Raw genomic sequence first — 24,974 nt, forward strand, 5'->3', positions numbered from 1 at the left:
TTCATGGAGATGGAGACCGTGGATGGACAGCGCATCACAGACTATGCCTTCAACGACGCCTGGGTGGAACGCACGACCAGCCAGAGTGCCTGGATGGAAGTGAGCGTGAACGGAGTCACCCGCCTGCCTAAGTTGGTGGCGGATGGAGCCCTCGTCTCCACTGCAGCTGGCAGCACGGCCTACGCTCGCGCCATGGGAGCAGCCCCCCTCCTGGCAGATACGCCGGCCTGGCTTTTGGTAGGCTCCAATGTCATGGAACCCGCCCATTGGAAGAGCGCCCTGCTCTCCATGGATACCGACGTGGAATTCCGCAATCTTGACCCGAAGAAGCGCCCCATCTCCGCCTATGTAGATGGCATCGCCCAGGGGCCCATCGTCAGTCTGCGCGCGCGCTTGAGCCGGGCCGCCACGGCAGAGCTGGTCTTCCTGGCCAACCGGGACATGGCCGAAAAAATTGCCGGGATTCAGTTCATCAACTGAGGCTGCGAATGGTTAGAGGATGCACAACCTGCCGAGTTGTGCTCTATTGCGGACCCTGTTTGTCCGGAATCTTCCATGCGCACCTATCGCCAGCTCCTTACTGAACGCCTCCTCGCCGCCTTCGTCACCGCCGGGATCACGCCGCCGGATGACTTGGTCATTGAAGTGACCAACGCCAGCGATCCGCGCTTCGGCGACTATCAGAGCAACGCTGCGATGACAGCGGCCAAGCTTCTCTCCACCAAGGAGCAGAAGGTCAATCCCCGTGCGATGGCCACCCAGCTCGTCGAGGCCATGGACCTAACCGGTCTCTGCGAGAAACCTGAGATCGCCGGCCCGGGTTTCCTGAACTTCCGCCTCACCAAGGAGGCACTGCAAGGTGCACTCTCCAGCCTCATCACCGACGAACGCCTCGGCGTCCCGGCCGTGGACGCAGCCAAGACCATTGTGGTGGACTTCTCCGCCCCGAACGTGGCCAAACCCATGCACGTGGGTCACATCCGCAGCACCTTCATAGGTGACAGCCTCGCGCGCATTGCCCGGTTGGCAGGCCACAACGTCATCACCGACAACCATGTTGGCGACTGGGGCACCCAGTTCGGCATGATCATTCACGGCTGGAAGACCCGCCTCAACCACGACGCGTTGAAGCAGGATCCCATCCACGAACTCGTGCGAGTCTATCGCGAGATCAATGCCGCCACCAAAGCAGACGAGAGCGTGCTCGAAACCTGCAAGACGGAGTTGGTGAAGCTTCAACAAGGCGACGCCGAAAACCTCGCCATCTGGAAGGAGTGCGTGAAGCTCACGCTCGACCAGTTGCATGACATCTACGGCCGTCTCGGCATCCAGTTCGACCACTACCTGGGAGAGAGCTACTACAACGATGCCCTTGCTCCGCTGGTGGAAGACATGCTGACAAAGGGCCAGGCGCGCATCAGTGAAGGCGCAGCTTGTGTCTTCTCCAATGGCATGAAGAAGCCTGAAGAAGATCCGTTCCTGATCAATCGCGACGGGCAGTGGACGCCCGCCCCCTGCATCGTGCGCAAGAGCGATGGTGGCTTCCTCTATGCCACGACCGACCTCGCCACCATCGACCACCGCGTGATCGAGTGGAAGGCGGACGAGATCTGGTACGTTGTCGGTGCCCCCCAGCAGCTTCACTTCAGGCAGGTCTTTGAGGCCGCGCATCGTCGCGGTCACTCAACCCGTATGGTGCACATTGCCTTCGGCAGCATCCTGGGTCCTGATGGTAAGATGTTCAAAACGCGCTCCGGCGAGAGCGTCGGCCTGCTCGAAGTCATCGACGAGGCAATCGAGCGCGCCCGTGCCGTGGTGGAAGAGCGTGAGTTCAGCGATGAGGAAAAGGCCAAGATCGCCTCCGTCATCGGCATCGCCGCCGTGAAGTACGCGGAGCTGAGCCAGCACCGCATGACCGACTACAAGTTTGCCTGGGAAAAGATGCTCTCCTTCCAGGGCAACACCGCCCCCTACCTGCTCAATGCTTACGTCCGGACGCGTGCCATTTTCCGCAAGCTGGATGGCGAGGTGAAACTCGAGCCCGAAGTGTCCTTCACCGAGGACGCAGAGCGTCAGCTCGCGTTAAAACTCGCCCAGTTCGGCGAGGCAGCACACGATGTTCTGGAGGATTTCCGCCCCAACCTACTCGCCCAGTATCTCTATGAACTGGCGGGATACTATCACACTTTTTACGAGGCTTGCCCTGTGCTCCGCTCAGAAGGTGTGACGCGGAATACCCGCCTCGTACTGGCGGACACGACCTCTCGTGTACTGAAATCTGGCCTCGGATTGCTCGGCATTGAAACAACTGACCGCATGTAGTGTCCAACCAACGCCGGGAGTGGTTTCGCACCCGCTCCTGGCCTCGAATCGAGTTTTCGTTTCGCCTATCCTTTGCCTTCCTCACCAACCCTTTCAGTCATGAGCAGTCGACAGATTCCCGCCGGGGCCACCGCCCCGGCCGTCAGTTCCAAATCCGCCTCCAAATACTACGAGTACTTCCTGGAAGAGCGGGATGAGATCCTCAAACACAAGTGGATCGAGAGCCAAAAGGCTGGGGAGGACATCGGCTTCGACCGGGCGCTGACCGAATGGGTCGGCGAACACCGGGACGAATGGCGCAAAGAACGCGAGAAGCGCAAAGAAAAGAAGTAGGCGTCCAGCCCCCACTTCCGACGGATCCGCTTCAGTCTCTAAATCACCGGGGGACCAAACTTCTCGGTGACCAATTCAAGCGCGCGGCGGACGAACTTTTCCTCGTCCGCCCATTGGTCTGAAGAGCCATAGTTCACGTGGCTGTCTTCTTCAAAGACGCCGAGGAAATGGGAGCCACCTCCTAGCTCCCCCGCCATGCCGTTGACCTCAGAGGCCACGCAGTAGCAGGCCTCGCCCTCCCCATCCGCGTACACCATCAGCGCGAATCGATACTCGATCGAGCCGACCGCCACAATGTTCCGGAGCAACACGGCGGAGTGCCCCTTGAACGTGTAGCGTTTTGCGGTTTCGGCGGACTTGAAGGCTGGCAGATACATGTTGCGGGTTGCAAGTGGTTCTAATCTCGCAACATAGATATTATTTCCACACGCACAAAGAGGGATTCAAGCAAAGATTTACAACTACCATAAGCTGTTTCCTTAGCATCGACCTAATATCCCATTACGAACGTATGGTGGGTATAATAAGTCTTTTCAGTGCGGCTTTGATAACCCCTCAATCGCATTTCGCCTCTTTGACGGCAAAATAATTTCTCTTCTTCCCTGATCCTGAAGACCAAATAAAAGGCGCAGCGACCAAAATGATCGCTGCGCCGGGGGAGGAATGGGTAGTTCGACGAGCTGATTTTCTAGCCGAGGGCCTTCTCCATGATGCTGTGCATCCGGCCGATCATGGCCTGGGGATCCTCCAATAGACCGGCAGAGAGCAAAGCGTTGTCCAGAATCTGATTCGCCAGAAGGCTTGCCAGTTCAGGATTGCTGCTCGTCGCTCCAGCCAGCTTGCGGACGATGGCGTGCGAGGGATTGAGCTCAAGAATCACCTCAGCCGCGTCCAGCTCGTCGTCCTTCTTCATAGCGCGCATCATCTGGCGCAGTTGCGGGCTCATCTCGCCATCTGGCAGCACAGCCATCGCCGGGCTGCTCACCAGACGCTTGCCCGTACGCACTTCTTTGACCCGGTTGCCCAGGTTGTCCTTGATCCAGGAGGCGAGCTTGTCGCCGTCTTCAGCACTGAGGGTTTCTCCTTCGGTCTGGGCGTCACCCAGATCCACCTGGCTGGAGTTCACCGCCTGGAGGGGCTTGCCGTCAAATTCGCCAAGAGCGTTGACCACGTAATCGTCGATGGATTCAAAGAGGTAGATCACTTCGAAGCCCTTGGCCTTGAAAGCCTCCAGGTAAGGCCCGTTCTCAATCGCCGCACGGCTGGGAGCGATCTGGTAGTAGATCGCCTTCTGCTCCTCTTTCATGCGCTTCACGTACTCCTGAAGTCCGACGACTTCGCCCTCGCCCGTGAGCGAGGTTTCGAAGCGGAGCAGCTTGGCAATGGCTCCCTTATTCTCGAAGTCAGTGGCCACGCCTTCCTTGAAGAAGCGGCCGAAGTCCTTGTAGAACTCCTGGTACTTCTTGGCATCGCCATCAGCCTCACGCTCAAGGAACTTCATCAAGCGACCCTGCACCGTCTGGCCCAGCTTGCGGAACAGCGCGCTGTCCTGCATGGTCTCGCGGGAGATGTTGAGCGGGAGGTCTTCGCTGTCCACCACGCCGCGGACGAAGCGCATCCACTCCGGGAGGAACTTCTTCGGGCGGTGGTCGATGAGCACCTTGCGGCAATAGAGCGCCACGCCGGGCTCCATCTGCCCCATGCCGTACTGCTCCGTGTTGTTTGTGGGAGCAAAGAGCAACGCGTTGATGTTCAACGGGGCATCCGCGTTGAAATGGAAGGTGTACCGGGGCTCGTCGAACGAGTGCGAGGCAAACTTGTAGAACTCTGCGTACTGCTCCGCCGTCACCTCGTTTTTGTTCTTCAGCCAGAGAGCCTCCACGGTGTTGATGCGCTCCCCATTCAGATGGATGGGGAAGCCCACGAAGTTGGAGTACTTGGTGAGGATCTGCTTGATGCGCGCGGGCTTGGCAAAGTCCTTCTTGTCCTCCTTAAGCTGGAGCACCAGCTTGCAACCACGACGCTGTCCGGGAGCCTCCTCAATGGTGTAGCCGGAGACACCGTCACTCGTCCAGACGAGGTGCTCCCCTTCATTGCGCCAGGAGTGGGTGTAAACCTTCACCTCGCTCGCCACCATGAACGCGGAGTAGAAACCCACGCCGAACTGGCCGATGACGTTGCCGCCTTCTTTCCCGCTCTGCTTCATGGCCTCTACAAAGGCCTTGGAACCGGAGTGGGCGATGGTGCCCAGGTTTTCCACCAGCTCCTCGCGGGTCATGCCAATCCCGTAGTCCGAGATGGTCAGGGTGCCTGCGGTCTCGTCGGTGCTGATATTCACTTCCAGAGGCAGGGCCTCGTCGAAGATCTCCTTCTCGGTCAGCTGCAGGAGACGCATCTTTTCCATGGAGTCGGACGCATTCGAGACCAGCTCGCGGGCGAAGATTTCATGGTCGGTGTAGAGGGAGTGGATGACGATGTCCAGCAGCTGCTTGACTTCGGCTTGGAACTCGTGGGTGGGAGCCTTGCTCATGATAGTTTGATAGAAAATTGCGAAACTGGGGCCGTGATCATAGACACGCTTCCGACGTTGTCAAAACGGAGGGCAAACCGCTTGACGGGTTGGCCGCGGGAAGCACTTTGCTCTTGTGTTACGCATTCAGCTCAAGTCCAAACTGCACCGCGCCGCCATCACGGATTCCAACGTCGAATACGAAGGGAGCATCTCGATTCCGCCCGATCTCATGAGGGCTGTGGACATCTGGGTGGGAGAAAAGGTGCTGGTCACCTCAGTGACGAACGGCGCGCGCCTTGAGACCTACGTTATCGAGGGCAAGGAGGGATCCGGCCAGATCATCGTTAATGGAGCCGCCGCCCACCTGATCACCGCTGGTCACCGGGTGACGATCATGGCCTTCGGCCTGGATGACAAGCCGGTGATCCCGAAGCGTCTGCTTTTGGGACCCAACAACGAGCCGCTCACCCAGCAAGTGCTGTAGGCAGAGCCGCACGTCGTCGGCATCGGGCAAGCACGGACTTCTGACATCTCCAGAAGATTTGCCTGAACTATTTGTCACGCGAGGGCTCTTTTGAGGGAGTGGATGCTGGCTTAAAGGGCCTGCACCCACCATGCCCTCTCCCAAGAAGTCCCCTGCCCCCGTCGCCAAGGTCTCCAAGAAATCGGCCACCAAGAGCAAAACTGGCGGATCGAATGGCGACGGCCCGCTTCGTGTCAACAACGAGATCTTTGCCCGTCTTCATGAAGAAGCGATCGACAGCTTCGACGAAGAGCTGGAGATGGAGCTGGATGACCTCGCGGGATTTGATCCCAATGACCCCACCGCGTCATCCGAGGCCATGGAGTTTCGCAAACTCTACTTCCGCGAGCTGCTCCGGCTCCAGGGTGAGCTGGTCAAGCTTCAGGAGTGGGTCATGCGCACCAAGCACAAGCTGGTGGTCATCTTCGAAGGTCGCGACGCAGCTGGTAAGGGCGGCGTCATCAAGCGCATCACCCAGCGCCTGAACCCGCGTGTCTGCCGGGTTGCAGCCCTTCCTGCCCCCACCGAGCGTGAACGGACCCAGTGGTACTTTCAACGCTATGCCGCCCACCTCCCTGCTGGCGGTGAGATCGTGCTCTTCGACCGCAGCTGGTACAACCGGGCTGGCGTGGAGCGCGTCATGGGCTTCTGTACCGATGAGGAATATGAAGAATTCTTCCGGTCGGTACCTGAATTTGAAAAAATGCTGATCCGGTCTGGCACCCAGGTGCTCAAGTACTGGTTCTCCATCACTGACGAGGAACAGGAGTTCCGGTTCACCTGCCGCATCCACGATCCCCTGAAGCAGTGGAAACTCAGTCCTATGGATCTTGAGTCCCGCAGCCGCTGGGAGGAGTACACCAAGGCCAAGGAAATCATGCTGGAACGAACCAGCCTCCCTGAGACCCCTTGGTGGGTCGTCCCCGCGGTGGACAAGAAAAAAGCACGGCTCAACTGCATCTACCACCTGCTCCAGCAGGTGCCGTATGAAGAAGTGGACAAACAGACGGTCGCGCTTCCAGTTCGGAAGCGGCACAAGGACTATCACCGCAACCCTGTGCCCAACGACATCATCGTGCCTCAGGTTTACTAGAGGCGGTAGGGACGACGGGGCCGCATACACCTTTTGTTTTAGAGGGCAAGGTTATTTTTCGATGTTTTTTTATTATTTCTCTAATCATCTGGTATATTTTCGGCTGCAAACTACCTCTCAGTAATTTTCCCTATTCACATCAACATCTGACAAATCGTCCATGATCACACCAGACGCCTTCCGCCCTCTTCCTGAAAAGCAAGTCACGAGCCCATGGTATGGCGTCGCTCGCAGCCTGGATTTCGTCGCACGCCCCTTTGATGCGGCCAGCACCGTGATCCAGTTTGGTATGCGGGTTGCCTCCTTGTTCCGCCTCCGGACCAGTCCTTGAGGCAGACCAGCCTTGGGCTTCAACCTTCCCGCCGGGTCGATTTTACGCCCCGGCGGTATGACGCCCATGCCAGCTGTTTGCAACAGAGCCGTTTCCCTTCCCACACTGCCCCTCTTTCAAAGAGGGACCAACGTGCGGAGCAGGAAGCGGCTTTGGTGTTTTTTGGAGGCCGGCGCGGGCGCTCAGGTTTCGTTGGCCACCGGAGTGGCTGCTGGATGATGGCGGAACTCATTGATCACCGTCATCACCAACGTGAGGACAATGATGGCAAGTGCCTCAAAAATCCAAATGGCCAAGGGGGCCATCGGCCGCCGTGCCGCCGACGCCGAATTGCGAGCATCTTTGGTTTTCATGCAGCGGTATTATCGCAAAAATCGTGCCCAGACGCACGCAACAGATTCGTCACCTCTCGTGGCGGTCGCATTCTTGCCGCTGATGAAATGCGGGGCTCCAGGCTTTATTTTGCGCTTGGCATCTCCACCCCCCTCCGCTAGCTCTTGAGGCTCGCCAGGGAGCCAACGCGACCCTGGGCCACGCTTCAAGAAACAACCATCTCATTACCTTTTCCTCACCCATGCCCCACGTCCAGACCAATGGCATCAACATGTACTACGAAGAGCGCGGCACCGGAGAACCGCTCATCTGCATTATGGGCGTCACCGCCCCTGGCGGCGTATGGGAGGCGCATGCCAATGTCTGGCAGGAGCATTTCCGCTGCATCCTGGGTGACAACCGCGGCGTTGGCCTGACGGACAAACCCGCCGGACCGTACACCACGGACATGATGGCGGATGACTACGCCGGTCTCATGGATGCATTGGGCATCAAGAAAGCCCGTGTGGTGGGCTGCTCTCTGGGCAGCGTGATTGCCCAGAAGCTGGCGCTGCGCCACCCTGAGAAGGTGCAGAGCCTCATCCTCATGTGTACCTGGGCGCGTCAGGACCGGTTTGGTCTGTACACCTGGGAGCACATGATGAAGTGCAAGGCCGACTTCCGCCCTGAAGATTTCATGCACTATGTGCAGATGCTCATCTTCACCAAGCCTTGGTTCGACAACGACGACTGCTGGAACAATCTGCAGCAGGGCCTGCGCGATGCCGCCGTCAATGCCGCTCCCCAGCCCGTCCACGCCATGGAAGCCCAGGCCGCTGCGGCGATGAGCCACAACACGCTCAATGATCTGAAGAACCTCAAAGTCCCCGCCCTCGTCATCGGCGGCAAGGACGACGTTTTCACACCCCGCTGGATGAGCGAGGAAGTCGCCGCCAACATCCCGGGCGCCGAGCTCCATCTCTACGACAATGCCGGTCACGCCTTCCACTGGGAGTGCATGAACGACTTCAACCCCCGCACGACGGACTGGTTGTTGAAGCATTAGTCCCGTGATTTCGGTTTAGTGCCTTCGCAAGCCACCGCAGCCATCTGCGGTGGCTTTTTTGTGAGAGCCGTCTCGATTCACCCGTTGCGGTATTTCATTGCACCCGGATATGACACGCACACGCCCATCATAGAACCCGGCGGGTTCATGAGATAGCGCGACAGATCAATCGCCCGTATGGCTTCGCCCTGTGCTCCATCCATTTTCAGAGCCAATGCGTCAATGATCTTGCGCCCCTCATGAGAACCCGGAGGGTTCACCATGCGTAGCCACGGGTCGACCGAGTGTAGCGAGGGCTACCCGTGGAATGCGTTGCAAGCCCCACTACCGCGGAGTGGTAGATTTCATCTGGTCCCTATCCATGGGTTGCACTCGCTATGCTCGCTTCACCCTTGGCTATTGGTGGCGAACCCTCCGGGTTCATGAAGCAACGCGCCATGTAGAGATTCAAGCTCAAGCTTCTGCAGGCTAAAGCCTGTACTCCGTACAACTTCGCCGCCCACTGCCTACTGCCCACTGACGCACTGGCCCATCACGCCAGCAGCTCCCGCACCACCTTCGCCCCTTGCCCATCGGTCAACGACGCTGCGACGCCGTTCCGTTGATAGGTAAGCTTGTTGTGATCCAGGCCGAAGAGATGCATCAGGGTGGCGTGCCAGTCGTAGTGGTGAACCTCATCCACCACGGCCTTGTGGCTCCACTCGTCGGTCTCGCCGTGGACGTAACCGCGCTTCAATCCGCCGCCTGCGGCCCACATGCTGAACCCATAGGTGTTGTGATCCCGGCCCCATTTGTCGCGGCCCGCATCATTTTGCAGCACCGGCAGACGTCCCATTTCCCCGCCCCAGTGCACCACCGTGGTGTCCAGGAGACCCCGCTGTTTGAGGTCCATCAACAACGCCGCACTGGGCTGATCGCACGCCGCGCAATTCTTGGGCAAGGTCGAGAGCAGCGAGCTGTGCTGGTCCCACGACTGACCGGAATTCAATACCTGCACGTAGCGCACACCCCGCTCCACCAGACGGCGGGCGATGAGGCAGCGGGTGCCGTAGTCACGAGTCACGGGGTTGTCCACCCCGTACAGCTTTTTGATCGAAGCGGGCTCATTGGAAATGTCCAGAGCTTCACGAGCAGCCGTCTGCATGTTGGCGGCGAGCTCATAACTGGCAATGCGGGCCTGCAGATCCAGCTCACCCGGATGTGCGCCCAGGTGCGCTTCGTTAAAGGCCTTCAGCAACCGCAACTGCCGTTCCTGAGGACGTCCCGCCAGGGAAGCTGGCGGATCCAGATTCAGAATGCGAGGCTCCGTGGGGCGAATCACGGTTCCTTGAAACAAGGCTGGAAGCCACCCATTGGTGTAGTGCTCGCCCTGAAACGTAGGCAGACCTCCGGGATGAGAGAGCACCATGTAGGCAGGCAAATCCTGAGTCTCGCTGCCCAGACCATAGGTCAGCCAGGAGCCCAGCGCCGGTCTGCCCGCGGTGGTACGCCCGGCATTCATTGCGTACAATGCCTGGGCGTGGTTGTTGACCCCTGAGGTCATGGAACGGATGAGCGTGATGTCATCCACCACCTTGCTCAGATGCGGCAGCAGTTCACTCAGCTCCATGCCACACTCACCGTGTTCCTGAAACTTCCACGGCGATCCCAGCACTTTCGAGGACGCCTGCGCCAGATTGTCGTATTTGATCTCTCCTGGGAACTTCTGGCCGTCGTACTTCGTCAGCATCGGCTTGGGATCGAAGAGATCCATCTGCGACGGACCTCCCATCATGAAGAGGGAGATCATCGCCTTGGCCTGGGCCTCGTGAGGGGGCTGCTTCGGCAGCAGGTCATAGGTCACCTCGCCAAAGGTGGCGGGTTTCACCGGGGCAGCCAGCAACCCATCCTGCTTGAGCAAGGATGCCAGTGCGATGCTGCCGAGGCCAAATCCCCCCGCATGCATGAAATGGCGGCGGGAGCATAGCTGAGGGTGGTTCATTCGATGTAGAGAAAGCGGTTCGAGCTCAGGAGTACCTGGCAAAGGCTTGCCAGAGCCTCCTGGGGCGGATTTGGCTTGGGAGCATCCTTGGCGTGCTGGATGTCGTGGTGATACTGGGTCAGCGCCTGGGTCTGCTCTTTCAAATAGGCCAAGGCTTCGGTCACCGCAGCGTCGGGAGCGGCTTCACCATAGAGCAGTTGCCAGGCCCGCTGCATCTGGCCTGCGGTGTCACCAGGGACTTCCGCTGCAAGGCGATCCGCCAGACGCCGTGAGTGCTCCAAGACAAACGTGTCATTCATCAGCAGCAGCGATTGCGGTGCCACGGTGGTCTGACTGCGCATTTCACAGTTTGGCACCATGACGGGTGCATCAAAGGTCTCCAGCACCGTGACCGGGCGGGTACGACGCACCTGGAGGTAAATGGAGCGCCGAAAGTCTGCCTTGCCCCCGCTCTCCACTTTGAAGAGGACGATGGTTCCCTTGTCCACCCCGGCCACCACCCGCCCGGCCGAATCCCGGCCGATCTCACTGGGCGGTCCATAGCTGTCTTGAACCAGCGCACCCGTGACCGCCAGCACGGAATCCCGCAGAGTCTCTGCATCCATGCGTTGCATCTTGAACCGTCCGTAGAGGCGGTTCTCTGGATCCTGCTTGAGCGATGCAAGATTCACGGAGCTCTGCCGATATGTCCGGCTGAGCAGAATCAGGCGCTGGAGATGCTTTAACTTCCAGCCGCTCTGCACAAACTCATCCGCCAGCCAGTCGAGCAGCTCAGGGTGAGAGGGAAGCTCCCCTTGGCGGCCAAAGTCGCCGGGCGTGTTCACAATCCCCCGCCCCATATGATTCAACCAAAAGCGGTTCACGAGCACGCGGGCCACCAGCGGATGCTGCCCGCTAGTCAACCACTTGGAATACGCCAGCCGACGTCCCGAGGAGCCCGAAGGCAGCGCCACGGGCTGGAAGGTCGCACCCGGAATTTCAGAGAGAATACCAAGCTCGCCCGGCTGCACCACCTGCTTGGGCTGCTCATGATCTCCGCGATTGAAGAGCTTCGACACCGGGACCTGCCCCTTCACCTCCGTCAGCGCCATCAGGAAACCTTCCGCCGGCTTGGTGGCACGCAGCTTGGTTGCCTCCGCCATCTTCGCATCCACCACGTTCTGCTTCTTCTGATCGTAAAGGTTCAGGGAATAAAGCGCCAGGGCCGAGGGATACTTCTTGATGAGGGCCTTCTGCTCCGGGGTGCGGCTCTTGTCCACGGTGGCACGTGCCAGGCGGTAGGGCTCACGATCCGCCTCCGGGAGCTTGAGCACCTCCACTTCGAAGATCTCGTCCAGGAACTTCTTCCCAATGGCGCGGGCTTCAGTTTCGATAGCCTTGGCCTGCTCTTCAATGCCAGCCGCTTTGGCGCGTTCCTCTGCTGTGTACAGGGAATAAAGCCGCTGGGCTGGGGTCCGCCAGGCCTCCCAATGGTAGGCAGGGTCAAAGATGGCTCTCAGTCGGTAGTAGTCTGCTTGCGTGATCGGATCATACCGATGGTCATGACACTGCGCACAGGCCACCGTGAGGCCCAGCAGAGAGGAGGTGGCGACCTTGATCTGCTCGGCCACTACCTGGTTCTTGGCCAGCTTGGGGTCATCCACCGTGTCTCCCGTGCCGTCCGGTGCCATGCGGAGGAAAGCTGTGGCCGTCAGGTCGTCGCGCCGCTGGGGATCCAGCACCGCCGCTTGCGTGGTCGCATGCGTGACGCCAGCCAGCTCGTCCCCTGCCAGTTGTTCCTGGATGAACTCATTCCAAGGCTTGTCGTCGTTGAAGGCCCGGATGACGTAGTCCCGGTAGCGCCAGGCCTGGGGCCGCACGGAATCCGCTTCTGCATATCCGTTGGAGTCGGCATACCCCACCACATCAAGCCAGTGGCGGGACCAGCGCTCACCATAGGCCTTGGAGGCCAGCAGGCGATCCACCAGGCGCTCATAGGCTCCGACGGCGGGGTCGTTGACAAACTCCTCCACTTCCTTCGGGGTCGGTAGCAGCCCGGTCAAATCCAGGGTCACCCGGCGGATCAAGGCACTGCGCTCCGCCTCAGGGGCGAAGTCGAGCCCCGCCGCTTTGAGCTGCTGGCCCACGAAGGCGTCCACCGGAGTCAGCGCCTGTACTTGCCCATCTGCCGGCACAGAGGGTCTCTTCACAGGCTGGAATGCCCAGTACGCCCGATCCTCCTCTGAAATCACCGCTCCAGGCGGCAGATGCTGTGGTTCCGACCGGGAGGTCTTGGCCCCTTGGGCAATCCATTGCTCCAGCACCGCCAGCTCGGCATCCGACATCTTTTTGCCCTTCTTGGGCATCTCGCCACGGCGGATGATCTGCACGAGTTCGCTTCGATCCGAATGCCCTGGCACCAACAAGGTGCCACCGCCTTCCAGCGGAGAATCCATGAAGCGGCGCAGGCGGAGATCCACCCCGCCCTCCGGCTTTTCTTCCTCACCGTGGCAGTGAGTGCAGTGCGCCTTGAGGATTGGTCGTACTTCCTTTTCAAAGGAGACCTCGGCTGCCTGTAGCCGCCAAGGTGACGCAACCAACCCCAGCGCGATCAGTCCGAAAGAAATCTGGCAGATGCCGCCACCGGCACGGAAAGGGGCGGACATGGCAGGGCAGAATGGGATGGAAGGGCGTTTGTCAGAGGGCATCGCAGAGTTCGCAAGACGCAGACATGCACAGAACGGACCAACTCCTGCCTCTGTATCACCTCACACAGGGCGCAGAGGGTTCTATCCCACAACATCTGACATAAACGCATGAGTTTGGATCATATTTTCATGCAAACCACAGGATACCTACGGGTGAGCATCACAAATGCACAGCTAGCGGTGACATTTCCATGGCCGGACAAACACCGCGGAAAAATTGCCTGATTGCCCGCAACATTTGCGCCTCTGGCGTGCGTAGAGGTTCGCTTCCAACCACTTCATTTCCATGCGACCAACGATCCGTCTCCGCCATTTGCTGCTCACTTCTCTGGCTGCCCTTGCCACCGGCCCCGTCCTCCCACTCGCGGCGCAATCTCCCGCCCCTGCCCCCGCCCCGGCGGCAACGACTGCCCCTGCCGTTGCACCGGCACCGAAGCCGGTCAAACTGCTCACCGTGGCCAGCACCAAGCCGGATGCCCTCTACAAGATCGGAGAAGAGGTCACCTTCAAAGTCAGCCTCGCCGCAGACTCGCCCGTGGCACCCGATACAGAGATCTCCTGGAACATCTCCAAGGACGGGGTGCCGCCGATCAAGGAAGGCAAAGCGCGTCTCAACCAAGGCTCTGTCACCGTCACCAGCAGCCTTCCCGAGGCCGGGTTCCTCCTGTGCCGTGTGACGGTGCTGCACAATGGGAAGCCCGTCACAGCCTTGGGCGGAGCGGGCGTTGAGCCTCTATCCATCAAGCCCAGCCTTCCGGTGCCAGACGATTTTGATGCCTTCTGGGCCGATCAGAAGAAGAAGGTCGCCGCCGTGCCCTTGCATCCCCGGCTTACTCCTGTGAAGTCAGATGTGGCCAAGGTCGGTGAATGCTACGATGTCCAGCTCGACTGCATCGGCGCGCCTGTCTCCGGTTATTTCTGTAAACCCACCGGAGCCGCCCCCAAGTCCCTGCCCGCCGTCCTCCTCGTCCACGGTGCCGGGGTGCGCAGTTCCCAGCTCAACAGTGCCGCCAACTGGAGCAACAACGGAGCTCTGGCCATGGACATCAACGCCCACGGCCTGCCCAACGGCCGGTCGGACGAGTTCTACAAGGACGTGGATCAGAGCGTGCTTAAGGACTATCGCGCCGCCATCAACGACAGCCGGGAAGGCTGCTACTATCTGGGCATGTTCCGCCGCCTCATGCAGGCCATGAACTTCCTCTGCGCCCAGCCGGAGTGGGACGGCAAGACGCTGATCGTGTACGGATCCAGCCAGGGTGGCTTCCAGGCCTTTGCGGCTGCGGCACTGGATGAGCGGGTCACCTTCTTCGCCGCCGGGGTTCCTGCCGGTTGCGATCACACGGGCATGGAGGTCAACCGCGTCGCGGGCTGGCCCAAGTTCTCCATTGTGGACAAAACGGGAGTCAAAAACACCAAAGCGCTGGAGGCCTCCCGCTACTTCGACGCCGTGAACTTCGCCGCCCGAACCAAGGCGAAGGCCGGGATCGTCACCGTCGGCTTTATCGACACCACCTGCCCACCTACCAGCGTCTATGCGGCCTACAATGCCCTGCCGCTCCAGAACAAGTCGATCTACAACGACATCCCCAGCGGCCACTCCAACTCACCTCAGGCGGTCAAAGCCATGACCGATGCCGCCGTCGCACAGCTCAAGGCTGGCAAGGAGTGACGGGGCAACGGGGCAACGGAGTGTTGGAATGGAAAGGGTGGACAACCACCCTTTCCATTCCAATCCGGTGGGCGTTTGAGGGCCGAAGGTCCGGCCTGAGTCAATATTCCTTGATGGAGCACAACCTTTCCTCGAACTCAGGCGCCCCAACCCTTGCCCTGCTGAATCACTGGTTTACTGAATTACTGAATCACCGTTTTACCGAATTCCCCGATACCGGTAGGGTTTGAAGTCCTGTTGTTTCAAGAACCACACCGGCACTGTGTGTTTTGTCACCCGCCAGCCCAGAGGACTGCCGGTTTCATAGACGAGCATCTCGGACTTCTCCGCATTGGTGAATTCTGCGAAGAGCACCACGTGGTTGTTGTACACGTTGAGGGCATCTCCAGGTTGCAGCGCCTCATAGGAGGGCAGTTCATCGCAGATCTTCGGCAGCGTGCGGGTGGAGCAGGCCCACGTCAGGCCCCAGCACCGGGAGACGAAGCCTGAGCAGTCCACCCCGGCAGTGTGGCGGCTCACGGCATTCTCCAGCCCTGCCCGCTTGGCCTCTGTGTACACATCCCCCGCATACTTCCCGGCGCGCAGGGCACGGTCAAAGGACTCCGGGGTGTCGTTACCGCCCCAGCAGTAGGGCACCCCGTAATTCACCGTGCCGGGTTTCCAATAGCCTGGCGTCTTGCCCGCTGGCGCAAACAGGTGGTCGGGCGTGTCCACCCGCTGACCATCGGCATCGATCCCATGCAGGCGGTTCTTCTCGGTAGGATGCCACGTGTGATGGAGATATTGCTCCGCCTTCGCCAGGCACTCCTGCCGGGTCACGGTGCTTAGAGGTCCCACCTCCCCGGGTTTGACGGAGGTGCAAGAACTGACCGAGAGCGTCGCCGCGACGGCAAACAAGCAGAGAGGAGCGGCTGAAAATCGAAGAAGAGGCATGCCCTCGACCCATAGCCGGGGTTTGCTGATGCGCCATCAGAACTCCGGGCAGAACGCACTTCACCGGGACAGCGCCTGCGGCCAAGTCCGCCCATCAGGCAGTTGCCACTCGCGATAACGTCCTCCCAACTCCATCATCACGGCATCCGATACCGGAACGCGACGGCCAGCACGGAGATGTGACTCTGTCGCCGGATCACCGAGGAAGCGTTTCCAGGCCTGATGAATCTCTCCCGCCTCCGCCGCAGGAATCGTGCTGGTCTGCTGAAGGCGGGCGCCCTCCGGCCAAGCCAGTTGCTCCATCAGAAACACCAACGCCTCCTGAAAGCGCGACTCCTCCGCCAGGGCATTCACCCAGACCTTGGTCATCTGCCATCGAGCGCCGAGGTGGATCACGGCATCACAGGCATCACGGGTGATGTTGGACTCAGGATTTTCTCTCACGAGCTTGAGCAATGGCTCCTCGAACCTGGCGTCCCGGGTGCCCAGCGTGGCGTGGATGGCCGCGCGTCGCACCCCGAGATCCGCATCCCCGAGCGCTGCCTTGATGGCGTCCCGCAAGCGTTCAGGAGCAGGGTCGGGCAGGGCTCGTAGCGCGGCCTCCCGCACGACGGCATAGGGAGACGCCAGCCCAGGTGCGAAAAGCGAATCCCCAGCCGCGGGGACGGGAGGTCGCTCAGGGAGCTTGGCGCTTGCCATAAGCCAGAGGCCAGCCCACAACCTCCCCGGTTCAGGAGTTTCATCGTCTTGAGAGAAGTCGAACTTCCAGCCGCGGCGCTGGATGTCTTCCAGCGCGCTGAGCAAGGCGGGCCCTGGGGCGGCCGCGAGAAAGGTCTCACCTTTGGGATCCGTGCGATCCTTGCTGGTCCGGACAACGCGATTCAGTGCCTGGATCACCAGTTCTGCATCGGTCACATCCCCCAGCCCGCCCAAAAGCGCTGCCGCGCGCCCCACTTCGTCTGGCCCTGACCGAGTGACCATCTTGCGCGCTGCCTTGATCACCGTGGCATCCAGTTCCGGGAGCCAATAGCGATGCGCATAGAGCTCCATCTCCCCACCGGGCGTGATGAACCCGTGAAAAGTCCGGAGCGGGCGTTCTTTCCCATTCGGCACCGGCAGGCGCTTGGCAACGAAGAGCGCCGCCGCACTGGCGACCTCTGGTTGGTCACTCTCCAGCAGCCTCACCAGCGCCCGGGTCGCATCGGTGTTGCGGATGCGATGAATGCCCTCGAACGCCTGCAGACAGCCTCCGGCCGCGGCCTGCTCCAAGGCGGGGAGGTAGATGGGGTGAATCATCCAGACAAAGGGCGGACTGTTCCAGTACTGCCCCAGGTGTTGAGACTGGCGATGCTCGTTCTTTCTCGCCAGCGCCTGCACCCGTCTCCCTGCCTCCTCGGCAGAGGGCAGCACCACTTTGATCCGGGCCTCCGCCACGGGATACGGCCGTTCCGTCGTCGCCAGCCACCCGAAGTCGTGATGGACCTTTACGAGGTATTCCCCCGGGTGATCGATCCTCACATAGTTCTGCAGCACCAGTTGCTCGCGGTACTCCTTGAGGGGTGCCACCTCGTGAGGCGCACCGATGATCCCGCCCATGTCGTACCAGGCCGTGGGTTCAGCTTTTGATCCGGCGTCATCGACGACTTCGAATTTGTACCTTGTGGGATAGCCCGTGGCCCGGTAGTCGCCGCCCGTTTGCGCCTTCAGCGGCAGAGGGCCCCCGTTTCGCAGCACAAAGGTCAGTTCAATGGGCTCCCCCAACACAAATTCCGGGGCCTTGTAGAACTGCAATCTGGCCGCGGCTCCTACCGGCACCGGGCCCAACGGTTGTGCGCCCAATTTACCCCCAAAAAGGGCCGCCATCATGGGCAACGCAAAAAACACGGGCCATTTTCTAAACATCCCAAAGTTTGCGTCAGCACAAAAACATCCGTCAACCCTTGAATGGAGCTGCGTTGCCCATGCTGTCGTTGCCCGCCTATTCCAAATCCACATCACTCCTTAAAAAAAACACATGAAATTTTTCAGACTGTGCTAAGATCCCGTCGCTTCGAGCGTTTAGGAATTCAGCGGATATCATCGATTCCCGGCTCCTTTTTGTCCGAGCACCATCAATAAATCGGAATTTACAATCCGATATCGCCCAAAAGTAGAAATTATCTGATAAGGGCGTTTCCCGCGGCTCGATGGCCGCTAAGCAGGGTCTTTGGATAGGGTAATCCACGGCCTGATATTGGGATAAATCAGCCGCCGTAACGCACATCAGGGTGCCATTAGCACGTCTGAAACCGCAAAAAACGCTCCGTGCCCCGCCACAGGCTGATTCTGCGCATAAGTGGCTCCCTACTAACGGAGTACACACATTGTATTGGCAGATCCGTAATTGCCATCCAGTACGAACTTCCAATAGAATGATACAAATATCACGACCGACTCCGACGCATGAGAAAGTCCCCCCAACACCAAAATCAGGGTGCCGCGCTCGTCATTGTACTGAGCATCCTCACCATCCTCGTCACGCTCGTCCTCGCCTTCTTTTCGATGGTGCAGACTGAATCCCAGTCTTCCACCAGCTTCGCAGAAAGCGTGGAGGTCCGTAACCTCACCGATGTACCGGTAAACCTGGTGGTCTCCCAGTTGCGCAAGGCAACGGAGAACCTGGCTCCGGTCGGCAGCGAGACCGCGTTCAAGACCTGGTCGTCCCAGCCGGGGATGATTCGCGTTTACGGCATCGAGCCCGACATCAGCAACTTCCGCGGCAAGGCGGTGGGGCTCTACAAGCTCTATTCGGATGACAAACTGGTCGTCACCAAATCCGGCGCCACGGCAACCGCCAGCGGTATGAACCCGACTGAAGCCGCTGCGGCGCTACGGGAAGACGCCGATGATCTTGCCACCTGGAACGCGAAGCCCGGCATGTTCACAGACTTGAATGAGCCCGTGCCCGTTCCTGGCACGACGCCCACGCTCAAGTTCCCCATCCTCGATCCCCGTGCCGCAGCCCCCGGCCCGTCTGGCTACGCCATCGATGGCTTTGACTACTATGCGAGCGGCGGCTCAGGAGCGCCAGCCGGCACCGCAACCGTGATTGGCACGGTGAAGGCCACCAATCGCAAGGACCTGGCAGCCCGCGTGCCCATGCCCGTGCGCTGGATGTATGTGCTGAAGGACGGCAGCCTGGTGACCCCCACCTCCTCCGACACGACCAAGGCGACTTTTAGTGCGGGCACGGGTGCCGGTAGCACCGCGTCCCCCACCAAGGACAACCCCATCGTAGGACGCGTCGCCTACTGGACGGACGACGACAGCAACAAAATCAACATCAACACCGCCAGCGAAGGCAGTGAATGGCAGATGCCTGTTTCCACGAACCAGACGGACAAGGACTATGCCGCCCGGGTGCCTGCGCAGAATGAGTTCAGCCGCTATCCCGGCCACCCTGCTGCCACAAGCCTGAGCACGGTGTTCCAGGCCTTCGGCAGTGACTTCTATGTGGATCCTTCCTTCACGCCCAATACGGCGGTGTTTGCCCGCCTCCACAAGCTCTCGCCCAGGACACCCTGGGGCGGCACCATGGCGGGCACCACCACGCCCGGCAGCGCCACCGTCGGCCTGCCTGCCAAGCAGGAGCGCCTGTATGCAAGCGTTGAGGAAATGTTCTTCGACCCCGCCCGCCAGCAGAACCTGACCGGCCTGGATGCCTCCTCCCTGGAGCTGGGCAAGTTCTTCCTCACCGCCCACAGCCGCTCCCCCGAGCTCAACCTCTTCGGCAAGCCGCGCATCAGTCTCTGGCCGCAGTCCAAGGATGCCACGCAGCGCAATCCCAAGGACAAGCTGCTGGCCTTCATGAGCGAAACCACCGGGACCACTGACCGCCAATGGTACTGGGTTCGAGAAAAGAACTTCTCCACCAGCGATCCCGGCTCCTCCCAGGACCCGAAGGGCGACTACCCCGGCACCATGCGCAATGACGCCATGTTCCACAGCTACTACCGCGCCCTCACCGGCGGTATCGGTGGTGCGACCGGTCTGGAAGCTCAACCACCACCCGGATTTGGCGTGAAGTCCATGAAGCAGAAGTACGGCGAGCGCGAACGCGACCAGATCGGTGCCGGAGCGTTCGACCTGCTCCGTTGGGGCATCAACAGCTACAGTTCCGTATCCGCGGGCGGCTGGCCTACCTACACTTATCTGCCCGACCGTGTTGACGGGAACAAGGGGCAGTCCAGCGCCGTGCCGATGGACATCCGGGAAAGCAATACGGTCGTGGCTCGTGGCTACGGTCGCTGGCCCACCGTGACGGAGGCAGTGCTGGTCTTCATGCGGATCAAAGGAGTTCCAAAGAACCCAACTGACAAGCCGAAGGACCGCATCCAGCCCTACGTCATTCTGGAACCGTTCGTGCCAACAACTGGCCCAGCCTGCATGACGGCAAACATCATCTATCGCATTGAGGGCATGGATGGTTTCCGGGCCAAGGTCGGCAGCGACCCTGAAACCACTCTCGGGTTCGCTCCAAGAATGGACAACCTCTGCAACGTCACGGAGGGCACCTTTGATGCTCTTGCTTGCGGCAGCGCTCCATTCACTGGCCTGGGAAACCTCCTCGCGGCTGGCAAACAGGCGGCCAAAACCCCTACCCCTGGTGCTGCGGGAGGTGACGTCTCCGTTTATCCATTTGTGGGACAATCCTTCGAGATCCCGGATGGGGCGGCGGACTTCACATTCACAGGAGGATCATTCTCCATCAAGACCTACCCGGGCTGGACTGGAACGGCGGATGACAACAAACTTGTGCAAACGATCAACATGACCTTCCCCACCACACCGGTGAAGTTCAAGGTCCCGCGCCTCCATGCTACCTATGGGACCCTGGACTCACGCTTCAAATGGGATGGCTCCCGCTATGAATTGCGCCTGATCTGCGATGGTGACATCGTCCGCTCCGTCGAAGCCGATGTAAACGCAGCGCCCAAAGGCGACCTGCGCCTGTACTCCGGGATGAAGGTCATTCCTTCAAGCTGGTTCACCGTCCACCGGGACTATGCTGACAGCACGGTGGAACGTCGTCAGTTCTTGCGTACGGATCTCTCCGCGAGCAATGGCCAGTTCGGGCCAAACTCCGGGGCGCTTCCCGCCGCTGAAAACTGGGGTGAACAGAGTGGCCGCCAGTCGAACCACAACACAGCTGGCACCCTGGTTAAAGGATTCGTCTATGCTCGTGGTTGCCCGCCAGCGGTCCCCCGGGGGCTTGACGGCGCCTTTCTCACCACCACGGGTTCCAATGTGGCCCCTGGTGACTGGGACAACGGAGTCGGCGTCATTGCCGATGGTCCCTACATCCGCAAACCTGACGAAGGCAACACGGCGAGCGAATCGGGATCTCCCTATCTAAGCCGCCACCAGTTCGACAAGGAAAAGGGAGTTACCTTCTCCCCCCACCGTCAGATCGCCTCGGCAGTAGCATTTGGCTCTTTGCCCACTGGACTCAACATCGGCAATGCAACCGGGGTTAAGCCATGGCAGACCCTCTTGTTCTGCCCTAACCCCGCCTCCCGTACGAGCGCTCCAAACACAGAACCCACCGCCGCCGACCACCCTGGATTTGGTGCTCCGCGCGATCACCTGCTGCTGGACCTCTTCTGGATGCCGGTCACGGAGCCTTACGCGATCAGCGAGCCGCTCTCTACCGCTGGTAAGATCAACATGAACTACCAAATGGCGCCCTTCACGCACATCGAGCGCACCACCGGCATCCGGGCCGTGCTCAAGTCCACCCGCCTCACGGCCATCTCGCCCAGCTCGGCAGGTGGCAAGGGCACGGGCGTGACCACGACCAGCTCCGGATCCGGCGCCTATAACAAGAGCGGCTCCGCTGTGTACAAGCAGTCTGACGCCAGCACGACGCACTCGAGTGAACTGCGCTATGCCGTGAACTCCACCGCGACGCTGCAGGGCTTCCGCAACCGCTTCAACACGGGTGACATCTTCCACTCCGCCTCGGAGATCTGCGACATTTTCCTCGTACCCCAACGGCTCAGTGGAAAGACCTACGCCTCCGACGCGCCTGTGCCGCCGACCGACTACAATGAAATGACGAAGTGGTGGAATGGAACTCTGGGTGATGTGGATGCAATGGAACTAACCGGAGACAACTCCCGCGAGGAACCGTACAACCACATCTATCCCCGTCTGACCACGAAATCGAACACCTTCACGGTGCACTACCGGGTGCAGACCCTGCGTAAAGCCCGCTCCTCGGAACCAACCGAATGGGTGGAAGGACGCGACACGGTGGCCTCTGAGTACCGCGGTTCCACCATCATGGAGCGCTATCTGGATCCCAATGAAAGCCAGGTCGCCACCGCCATGATCGGGGCCGGCAGCTTCAAGTACTCCTGGGACACCTTCTACCGCATTCGCATCATTCAGCGCAAACAGTTCACCCCTTGAGCCACCCGCCCGCCCCGTCCTGAACCCCAAAACAAAACGAAAAAACCCCTCCCCCCCTTTTTACTATGACTCCCATGAAACGCAGCCCCAAAGCCTTTTCCCTCGTGGAAACCGTGACCGCCCTCGGCATCGTCTCCATCGCAGTTCTCACGCTGGTGGCCCTCATCCCCACCGGCCTTGACGACTTGCGCAAGAGTTCGCTGAAACAAGCCGAGGCGCGCATCGTCCAGTCCGTCGTGGGAACCTATCAGATGATCAGCTGGGGATCGCCAGGGGCCTCCATGACCCTGCCGGACAAGGAGTTCTACTTCGACATCCGGGGCACCGCCCTGAAGAAGGGCGACATCGACCACGCCATCACGGCCCGCACCGTGGTGGACAAGGCCACCCCGCCGACCCTGGCCGGAGACCCCACACCGTCGAAACACCTCCGCAAACTGAGGGTGCTCATCACCAGCCAGATCAACAACTCGGAGGCTTTCAATGATCCCCTCCTCTATCACGAGCGCAACGTGATCGTGGCCAACCTTGAACAGACCAAGCTCTAGTAGCAACGCCCCACCCCACGGAAGATGCACATGCACACGCACACCCAGTCAGCCCCCGGTCCCGCCGCTGCGGCGGCGGAGCGTACGCGACGCAGCAGAGGCTTCACGCTCATCGAGCTGATGCTCTCCGTGGCCATCCTCGCGGTCATGGTGCTCATGCTCACCAGCGTGCTGAGCAACATGCAGAACGTGGTCGCACGCTCCCAGGCCCAGGTCGAGGAGTTCGAGGACGCACGCCTGGCCTTTGAGTCCATGGCGCGCAAGCTGTCCCAGGCCACGCTCAACAGCTACTGGGGCTACGTGTACGACAATCCCACCGCCGCCAATCCGACTCCAAAGTACTACAGCCGGCTCAGTGACCTGCACTATGTGCAGGACGGCGTCAAGAACCTGATGCCGAACGCAACCGGCAACGGTCACGGGGTCTTCTTCCAGGCCCTGCTGGGAGATACAGACTCCTCCACCACCATGGGCGCGTCCATTGCGGGAATGAGCGATCTGCTCAACTGCTGGGGCTACTATGTGGACTACGGCACGGATCTTACCCGGCGGCCCACCTTCATGCGCACCGGCATGCCCCTGCAGCTCAATCCCGAGCGCAAGCGGTTCCGCCTCATGGAATTCCGCCAGCCTGCTGACGTGTCCATTCTGTTTGACCCCACGTTCAACATCGGTGCCAAGACGGCCAAGAATGACATCTACCGCTGGTTCCGTGGCCCGTACAAGAATGGAACAGGAACCACCGCCGAGTACTCCGTGCCTCTGGCGGACAACATCCTGGCCCTGGTCATTGTCCCCTACATCTATGTCACCACCGGCGGCACCTCCACTGCCAACAGCGTGACGGACACCCGCAAGAAGCAGTCCTACGAGTACGACACCCGCCTCTACCAATGGCGCCCCAGCAACTCTGCCCAGGACGTGCTTTCCAGCAAGAACCAGCCACCCGCCATGCTGGAGCTCACCTTGATCGCCACCGACGAAAAGTCCTACGACCGCCTTGTGCAGCGTGAAGGAGCAGCCGGGGCCGAAACCAAGATCCGCGATGTGTTCAAGGGCCTGCTGACCACAGCGACCAACTTCGCGCCGGACCTCAACAAGCCGCTCGAAAACAAGACCTACGAGATCGACACCATTGAGACCCGCCTGAACGCGCTCGACGTCCACTACAAGGTCTTCACCACCACCGTGACCCTGCGAGCCTCCAAGTGGATCACCGAACGGGAAAAACTCTAAGGAACAGCCATTGCGTCTGATGAAATCACCTAGAACCCTCCAAAGGCACCGGGCCTCCGGCGGCTTTACCCTCATTGAGATCATGGTGGTGATGGCCCTGATTGGCGTGCTCATGGCCCTGAGCCTAAACGTCAGCACCGCCTGGAAGGCCCAGAAGCTCACCGCGCAGGCCAGAGGGGTCGCTTCTGAGTGCTCCCAAGCCATCCTGATGGCGCAGAAGGACAACTTCCCCGTGGAGATGCGCTTCTACCAGATGCCGGATGACATGGGGGCCGGTTCTGTCACCGCCTTCAGGGCCTATCAACTCGTCCGGCTCACGGGCTACAACCCCGCCGATGGCAAAGCCATCTACAAGAACCTGACGGAGGTGAAGTACTTTACCGACGACATCATCCTGCACGAGGCTGCAGAATACACGTCCATCAAGAACCTGCCGGTGCAATCTCCGCCAGAGGATGCGATTCCACTTCGGGGTGCGCCACGCAACTTCGTTGCCTTCATGTTCCTCCCGAACGGCACCACCACGCTCCCCCGCTCTCCCGATGCGGTCTTCACCTTCGTGAAGGAGAACGAGCTAAAGTCCGCCGACGCACTTCCCGATAACTATCGTTCCATGGTCCTTCAACCGGTGACCGGGCAATCGACCGTCTATTAGAATTAGAATTTGGTTGAGTGAGTGAGAGATGCAGGCAGACAAGCAACGGCAACGGATCTGACTCTCCGTTGCCGTTGTGATTTTCAGAGGGAAGTTTCTGGGTATTTCACTCTGCGAAGCCGAATAGAGATGTCAGGAATTTTTTGATACTGCAACCCCTCGCGGCTAGGGAGCACCCCTTGGGCACGCGGTCGCAATCCTCGGGGAAGCATCGCAGAGGGGAAGTTAGTGCCTCCTCACGTCGACAACTACGTCCGGTGTTGTTCATCACACGGCAGAAGGCATTCTCATCCACCTTCCGCCTCCGCATCCACCCT

The 24,974-nt window shown here is 60.1% G+C and carries 18 protein-coding genes and 1 pseudogene; 12 read left to right on the forward strand and 7 right to left on the reverse strand.

From position 1 onward, the window contains the following. The 3 genes and pseudogenes from BV034_RS18960 to BV034_RS18970 form a co-directional block, all read left to right on the forward strand. Positions 1–480: pseudogene (locus BV034_RS18960) on the forward strand (hypothetical protein); the annotation flags it as partial. Positions 481–555: 75 nt separating this feature from the next. Continuing rightward, positions 556–2,322, forward strand: coding sequence for an arginine--tRNA ligase (gene argS, locus BV034_RS18965; protein WP_050028567.1), 1,767 nt, complete (start codon positions 556–558; stop codon positions 2,320–2,322). 99 nt (positions 2,323–2,421) lie between these two features. Further along, the gene (locus BV034_RS18970) at positions 2,422–2,655 is read left to right on the forward strand and encodes a hypothetical protein (RefSeq protein WP_009961557.1); all 234 of its coding nucleotides are present in this window, start codon (positions 2,422–2,424) and stop codon (positions 2,653–2,655) included. Positions 2,656–2,693: 38 nt separating this feature from the next. Here BV034_RS18970 and BV034_RS18975 read toward each other — a convergent pair whose 3' ends face one another. Together BV034_RS18975 and htpG are read right to left on the reverse strand one after the other, a co-directional pair. After that, complete coding sequence (locus BV034_RS18975) at positions 2,694–3,032, reverse strand: hypothetical protein (RefSeq protein WP_050028568.1); 339 nt, start codon at positions 3,030–3,032, stop codon at positions 2,694–2,696. Between the two features lie 311 nt (positions 3,033–3,343). Further along, complete coding sequence (gene htpG, locus BV034_RS18980) at positions 3,344–5,185, reverse strand: molecular chaperone HtpG (RefSeq protein ID WP_050028569.1); 1,842 nt, start codon at positions 5,183–5,185, stop codon at positions 3,344–3,346. 115 nt (positions 5,186–5,300) lie between these two features. On the opposite strand from htpG, the gene BV034_RS18985 reads away from it, so the two are divergent. The 3 genes from BV034_RS18985 (at position 5,301) to BV034_RS36180 (ending at position 7,114) form a co-directional block, all read left to right on the forward strand. Further along, positions 5,301–5,651 carry an aspartate 1-decarboxylase gene (locus tag BV034_RS18985; RefSeq protein ID WP_050028570.1) on the forward strand — a complete coding sequence of 117 codons (351 nt, stop codon included), beginning with the start codon at positions 5,301–5,303 and terminating at the stop codon, positions 5,649–5,651. A gap of 130 nt (positions 5,652–5,781) precedes the next feature. Beyond that, positions 5,782–6,783 (forward strand): polyphosphate kinase 2, encoded by a 1,002-nt coding sequence (ppk2, locus tag BV034_RS18990; protein WP_265593182.1) that lies wholly within the window; start codon positions 5,782–5,784, stop codon positions 6,781–6,783. Positions 6,784–6,943: 160 nt separating this feature from the next. Continuing rightward, a complete protein-coding gene (locus BV034_RS36180; RefSeq protein ID WP_265593183.1) occupies positions 6,944–7,114 on the forward strand; it encodes a hypothetical protein in 171 nt (56 codons plus the stop codon). 182 nt (positions 7,115–7,296) lie between these two features. On the opposite strand, the gene BV034_RS36185 is transcribed toward BV034_RS36180, so the two are convergent. Then, a complete protein-coding gene (locus tag BV034_RS36185) occupies positions 7,297–7,467 on the reverse strand; it encodes a hypothetical protein (protein ID WP_265593184.1) in 171 nt (56 codons plus the stop codon). A gap of 221 nt (positions 7,468–7,688) precedes the next feature. Here BV034_RS36185 and BV034_RS18995 point away from each other — a divergent pair, with 221 nt between their 5' ends. Further along, positions 7,689–8,492 (forward strand): alpha/beta hydrolase, encoded by an 804-nt coding sequence (locus BV034_RS18995; protein ID WP_050028571.1) that lies wholly within the window; start codon positions 7,689–7,691, stop codon positions 8,490–8,492. 532 nt (positions 8,493–9,024) lie between these two features. Here the strand turns inward: BV034_RS18995 and BV034_RS19000 are convergent. Together BV034_RS19000 and BV034_RS19005 are read right to left on the reverse strand one after the other, a co-directional pair. Continuing rightward, positions 9,025–10,473, reverse strand: a complete 1,449-nt coding sequence (locus tag BV034_RS19000) for a DUF1501 domain-containing protein (RefSeq protein WP_050028572.1) — start codon at positions 10,471–10,473, stop codon at positions 9,025–9,027. Further along, positions 10,470–13,118, reverse strand: coding sequence for a PSD1 and planctomycete cytochrome C domain-containing protein (locus BV034_RS19005; RefSeq protein ID WP_265593185.1), 2,649 nt, complete (start codon positions 13,116–13,118; stop codon positions 10,470–10,472). Before BV034_RS19005 ends, BV034_RS19000 begins: the two co-directional genes overlap by 4 nt. A 328-nt stretch (positions 13,119–13,446) precedes the next feature. On the opposite strand from BV034_RS19005, the gene BV034_RS19010 reads away from it, so the two are divergent. Further along, on the forward strand, positions 13,447–14,832 hold the full coding sequence (locus BV034_RS19010; protein ID WP_050028574.1) for an acetylxylan esterase: 1,386 nt from the start codon (positions 13,447–13,449) through the stop codon (positions 14,830–14,832). A gap of 198 nt (positions 14,833–15,030) precedes the next feature. Here the strand turns inward: BV034_RS19010 and BV034_RS19015 are convergent, their stop codons facing one another. Then, positions 15,031–15,765 (reverse strand): hypothetical protein, encoded by a 735-nt coding sequence (locus BV034_RS19015; protein ID WP_265593186.1) that lies wholly within the window; start codon positions 15,763–15,765, stop codon positions 15,031–15,033. Between the two features lie 60 nt (positions 15,766–15,825). Continuing rightward, positions 15,826–17,631, reverse strand: coding sequence for a HEAT repeat domain-containing protein (locus tag BV034_RS19020; protein WP_050028576.1), 1,806 nt, complete (start codon positions 17,629–17,631; stop codon positions 15,826–15,828). A 576-nt stretch (positions 17,632–18,207) separates the two neighbouring features. Here BV034_RS19020 and vccA point away from each other — a divergent pair. The 4 genes from vccA to vccD all read left to right on the forward strand — a co-directional run bounded on the left by vccA (position 18,208) and on the right by vccD (position 24,657). Beyond that, on the forward strand, positions 18,208–22,218 hold the full coding sequence (vccA, locus tag BV034_RS19025) for a Verru_Chthon cassette protein A (RefSeq protein WP_050028577.1): 4,011 nt from the start codon (positions 18,208–18,210) through the stop codon (positions 22,216–22,218). 74 nt (positions 22,219–22,292) lie between these two features. Next, a complete protein-coding gene (vccB, locus tag BV034_RS19030) occupies positions 22,293–22,766 on the forward strand; it encodes a Verru_Chthon cassette protein B (protein WP_050028578.1) in 474 nt (157 codons plus the stop codon). Positions 22,767–22,796: 30 nt separating this feature from the next. Then, on the forward strand, positions 22,797–24,002 hold the full coding sequence (gene vccC / locus BV034_RS19035) for a Verru_Chthon cassette protein C (protein WP_050028579.1): 1,206 nt from the start codon (positions 22,797–22,799) through the stop codon (positions 24,000–24,002). A 19-nt stretch (positions 24,003–24,021) separates the two neighbouring features. After that, positions 24,022–24,657 (forward strand): Verru_Chthon cassette protein D, encoded by a 636-nt coding sequence (gene vccD, locus BV034_RS19040; RefSeq protein ID WP_081887934.1) that lies wholly within the window; start codon positions 24,022–24,024, stop codon positions 24,655–24,657. Positions 24,658–24,974: the final 317 nt, after the last annotated feature.

Origin of the sequence: Verrucomicrobium sp. BvORR034 (assembly GCF_000739635.1) — a bacterium.
GTDB lineage: Bacteria > Verrucomicrobiota > Verrucomicrobiia > Verrucomicrobiales > Verrucomicrobiaceae > Verrucomicrobium.

Bases quoted from the DNA above. Each gene is read 5' to 3' on its own strand.
- argS (WP_050028567.1), top strand. From the start codon at position 556: ATGCGCACCTATCGCCAGCTCCTTACTGAACGCCTCCTCGCCGCCTTC.
- BV034_RS18970 (WP_009961557.1), top strand. From the start codon at position 2,422: ATGAGCAGTCGACAGATTCCCGCCGGGGCCACCGCCCCGGCCGTCAGT.
- BV034_RS18975 (WP_050028568.1), bottom strand. From the start codon at position 3,032: ATGTATCTGCCAGCCTTCAAGTCCGCCGAAACCGCAAAACGCTACACG.
- htpG (WP_050028569.1), bottom strand. From the start codon at position 5,185: ATGAGCAAGGCTCCCACCCACGAGTTCCAAGCCGAAGTCAAGCAGCTG.
- ppk2 (WP_265593182.1), top strand. From the start codon at position 5,782: ATGCCCTCTCCCAAGAAGTCCCCTGCCCCCGTCGCCAAGGTCTCCAAG.
- BV034_RS36180 (WP_265593183.1), top strand. From the start codon at position 6,944: ATGATCACACCAGACGCCTTCCGCCCTCTTCCTGAAAAGCAAGTCACG.
- BV034_RS36185 (WP_265593184.1), bottom strand. From the start codon at position 7,467: ATGAAAACCAAAGATGCTCGCAATTCGGCGTCGGCGGCACGGCGGCCG.
- BV034_RS18995 (WP_050028571.1), top strand. From the start codon at position 7,689: ATGCCCCACGTCCAGACCAATGGCATCAACATGTACTACGAAGAGCGC.
- BV034_RS19000 (WP_050028572.1), bottom strand. From the start codon at position 10,473: ATGAACCACCCTCAGCTATGCTCCCGCCGCCATTTCATGCATGCGGGG.
- BV034_RS19005 (WP_265593185.1), bottom strand. From the start codon at position 13,118: ATGTCCGCCCCTTTCCGTGCCGGTGGCGGCATCTGCCAGATTTCTTTC.
- BV034_RS19010 (WP_050028574.1), top strand. From the start codon at position 13,447: ATGCGACCAACGATCCGTCTCCGCCATTTGCTGCTCACTTCTCTGGCT.
- BV034_RS19015 (WP_265593186.1), bottom strand. From the start codon at position 15,765: ATGCCTCTTCTTCGATTTTCAGCCGCTCCTCTCTGCTTGTTTGCCGTC.
- BV034_RS19020 (WP_050028576.1), bottom strand. From the start codon at position 17,631: ATGATGGCGGCCCTTTTTGGGGGTAAATTGGGCGCACAACCGTTGGGC.
- vccA (WP_050028577.1), top strand. From the start codon at position 18,208: ATGAGAAAGTCCCCCCAACACCAAAATCAGGGTGCCGCGCTCGTCATT.
- vccB (WP_050028578.1), top strand. From the start codon at position 22,293: ATGAAACGCAGCCCCAAAGCCTTTTCCCTCGTGGAAACCGTGACCGCC.
- vccC (WP_050028579.1), top strand. From the start codon at position 22,797: ATGCACACGCACACCCAGTCAGCCCCCGGTCCCGCCGCTGCGGCGGCG.
- vccD (WP_081887934.1), top strand. From the start codon at position 24,022: ATGAAATCACCTAGAACCCTCCAAAGGCACCGGGCCTCCGGCGGCTTT.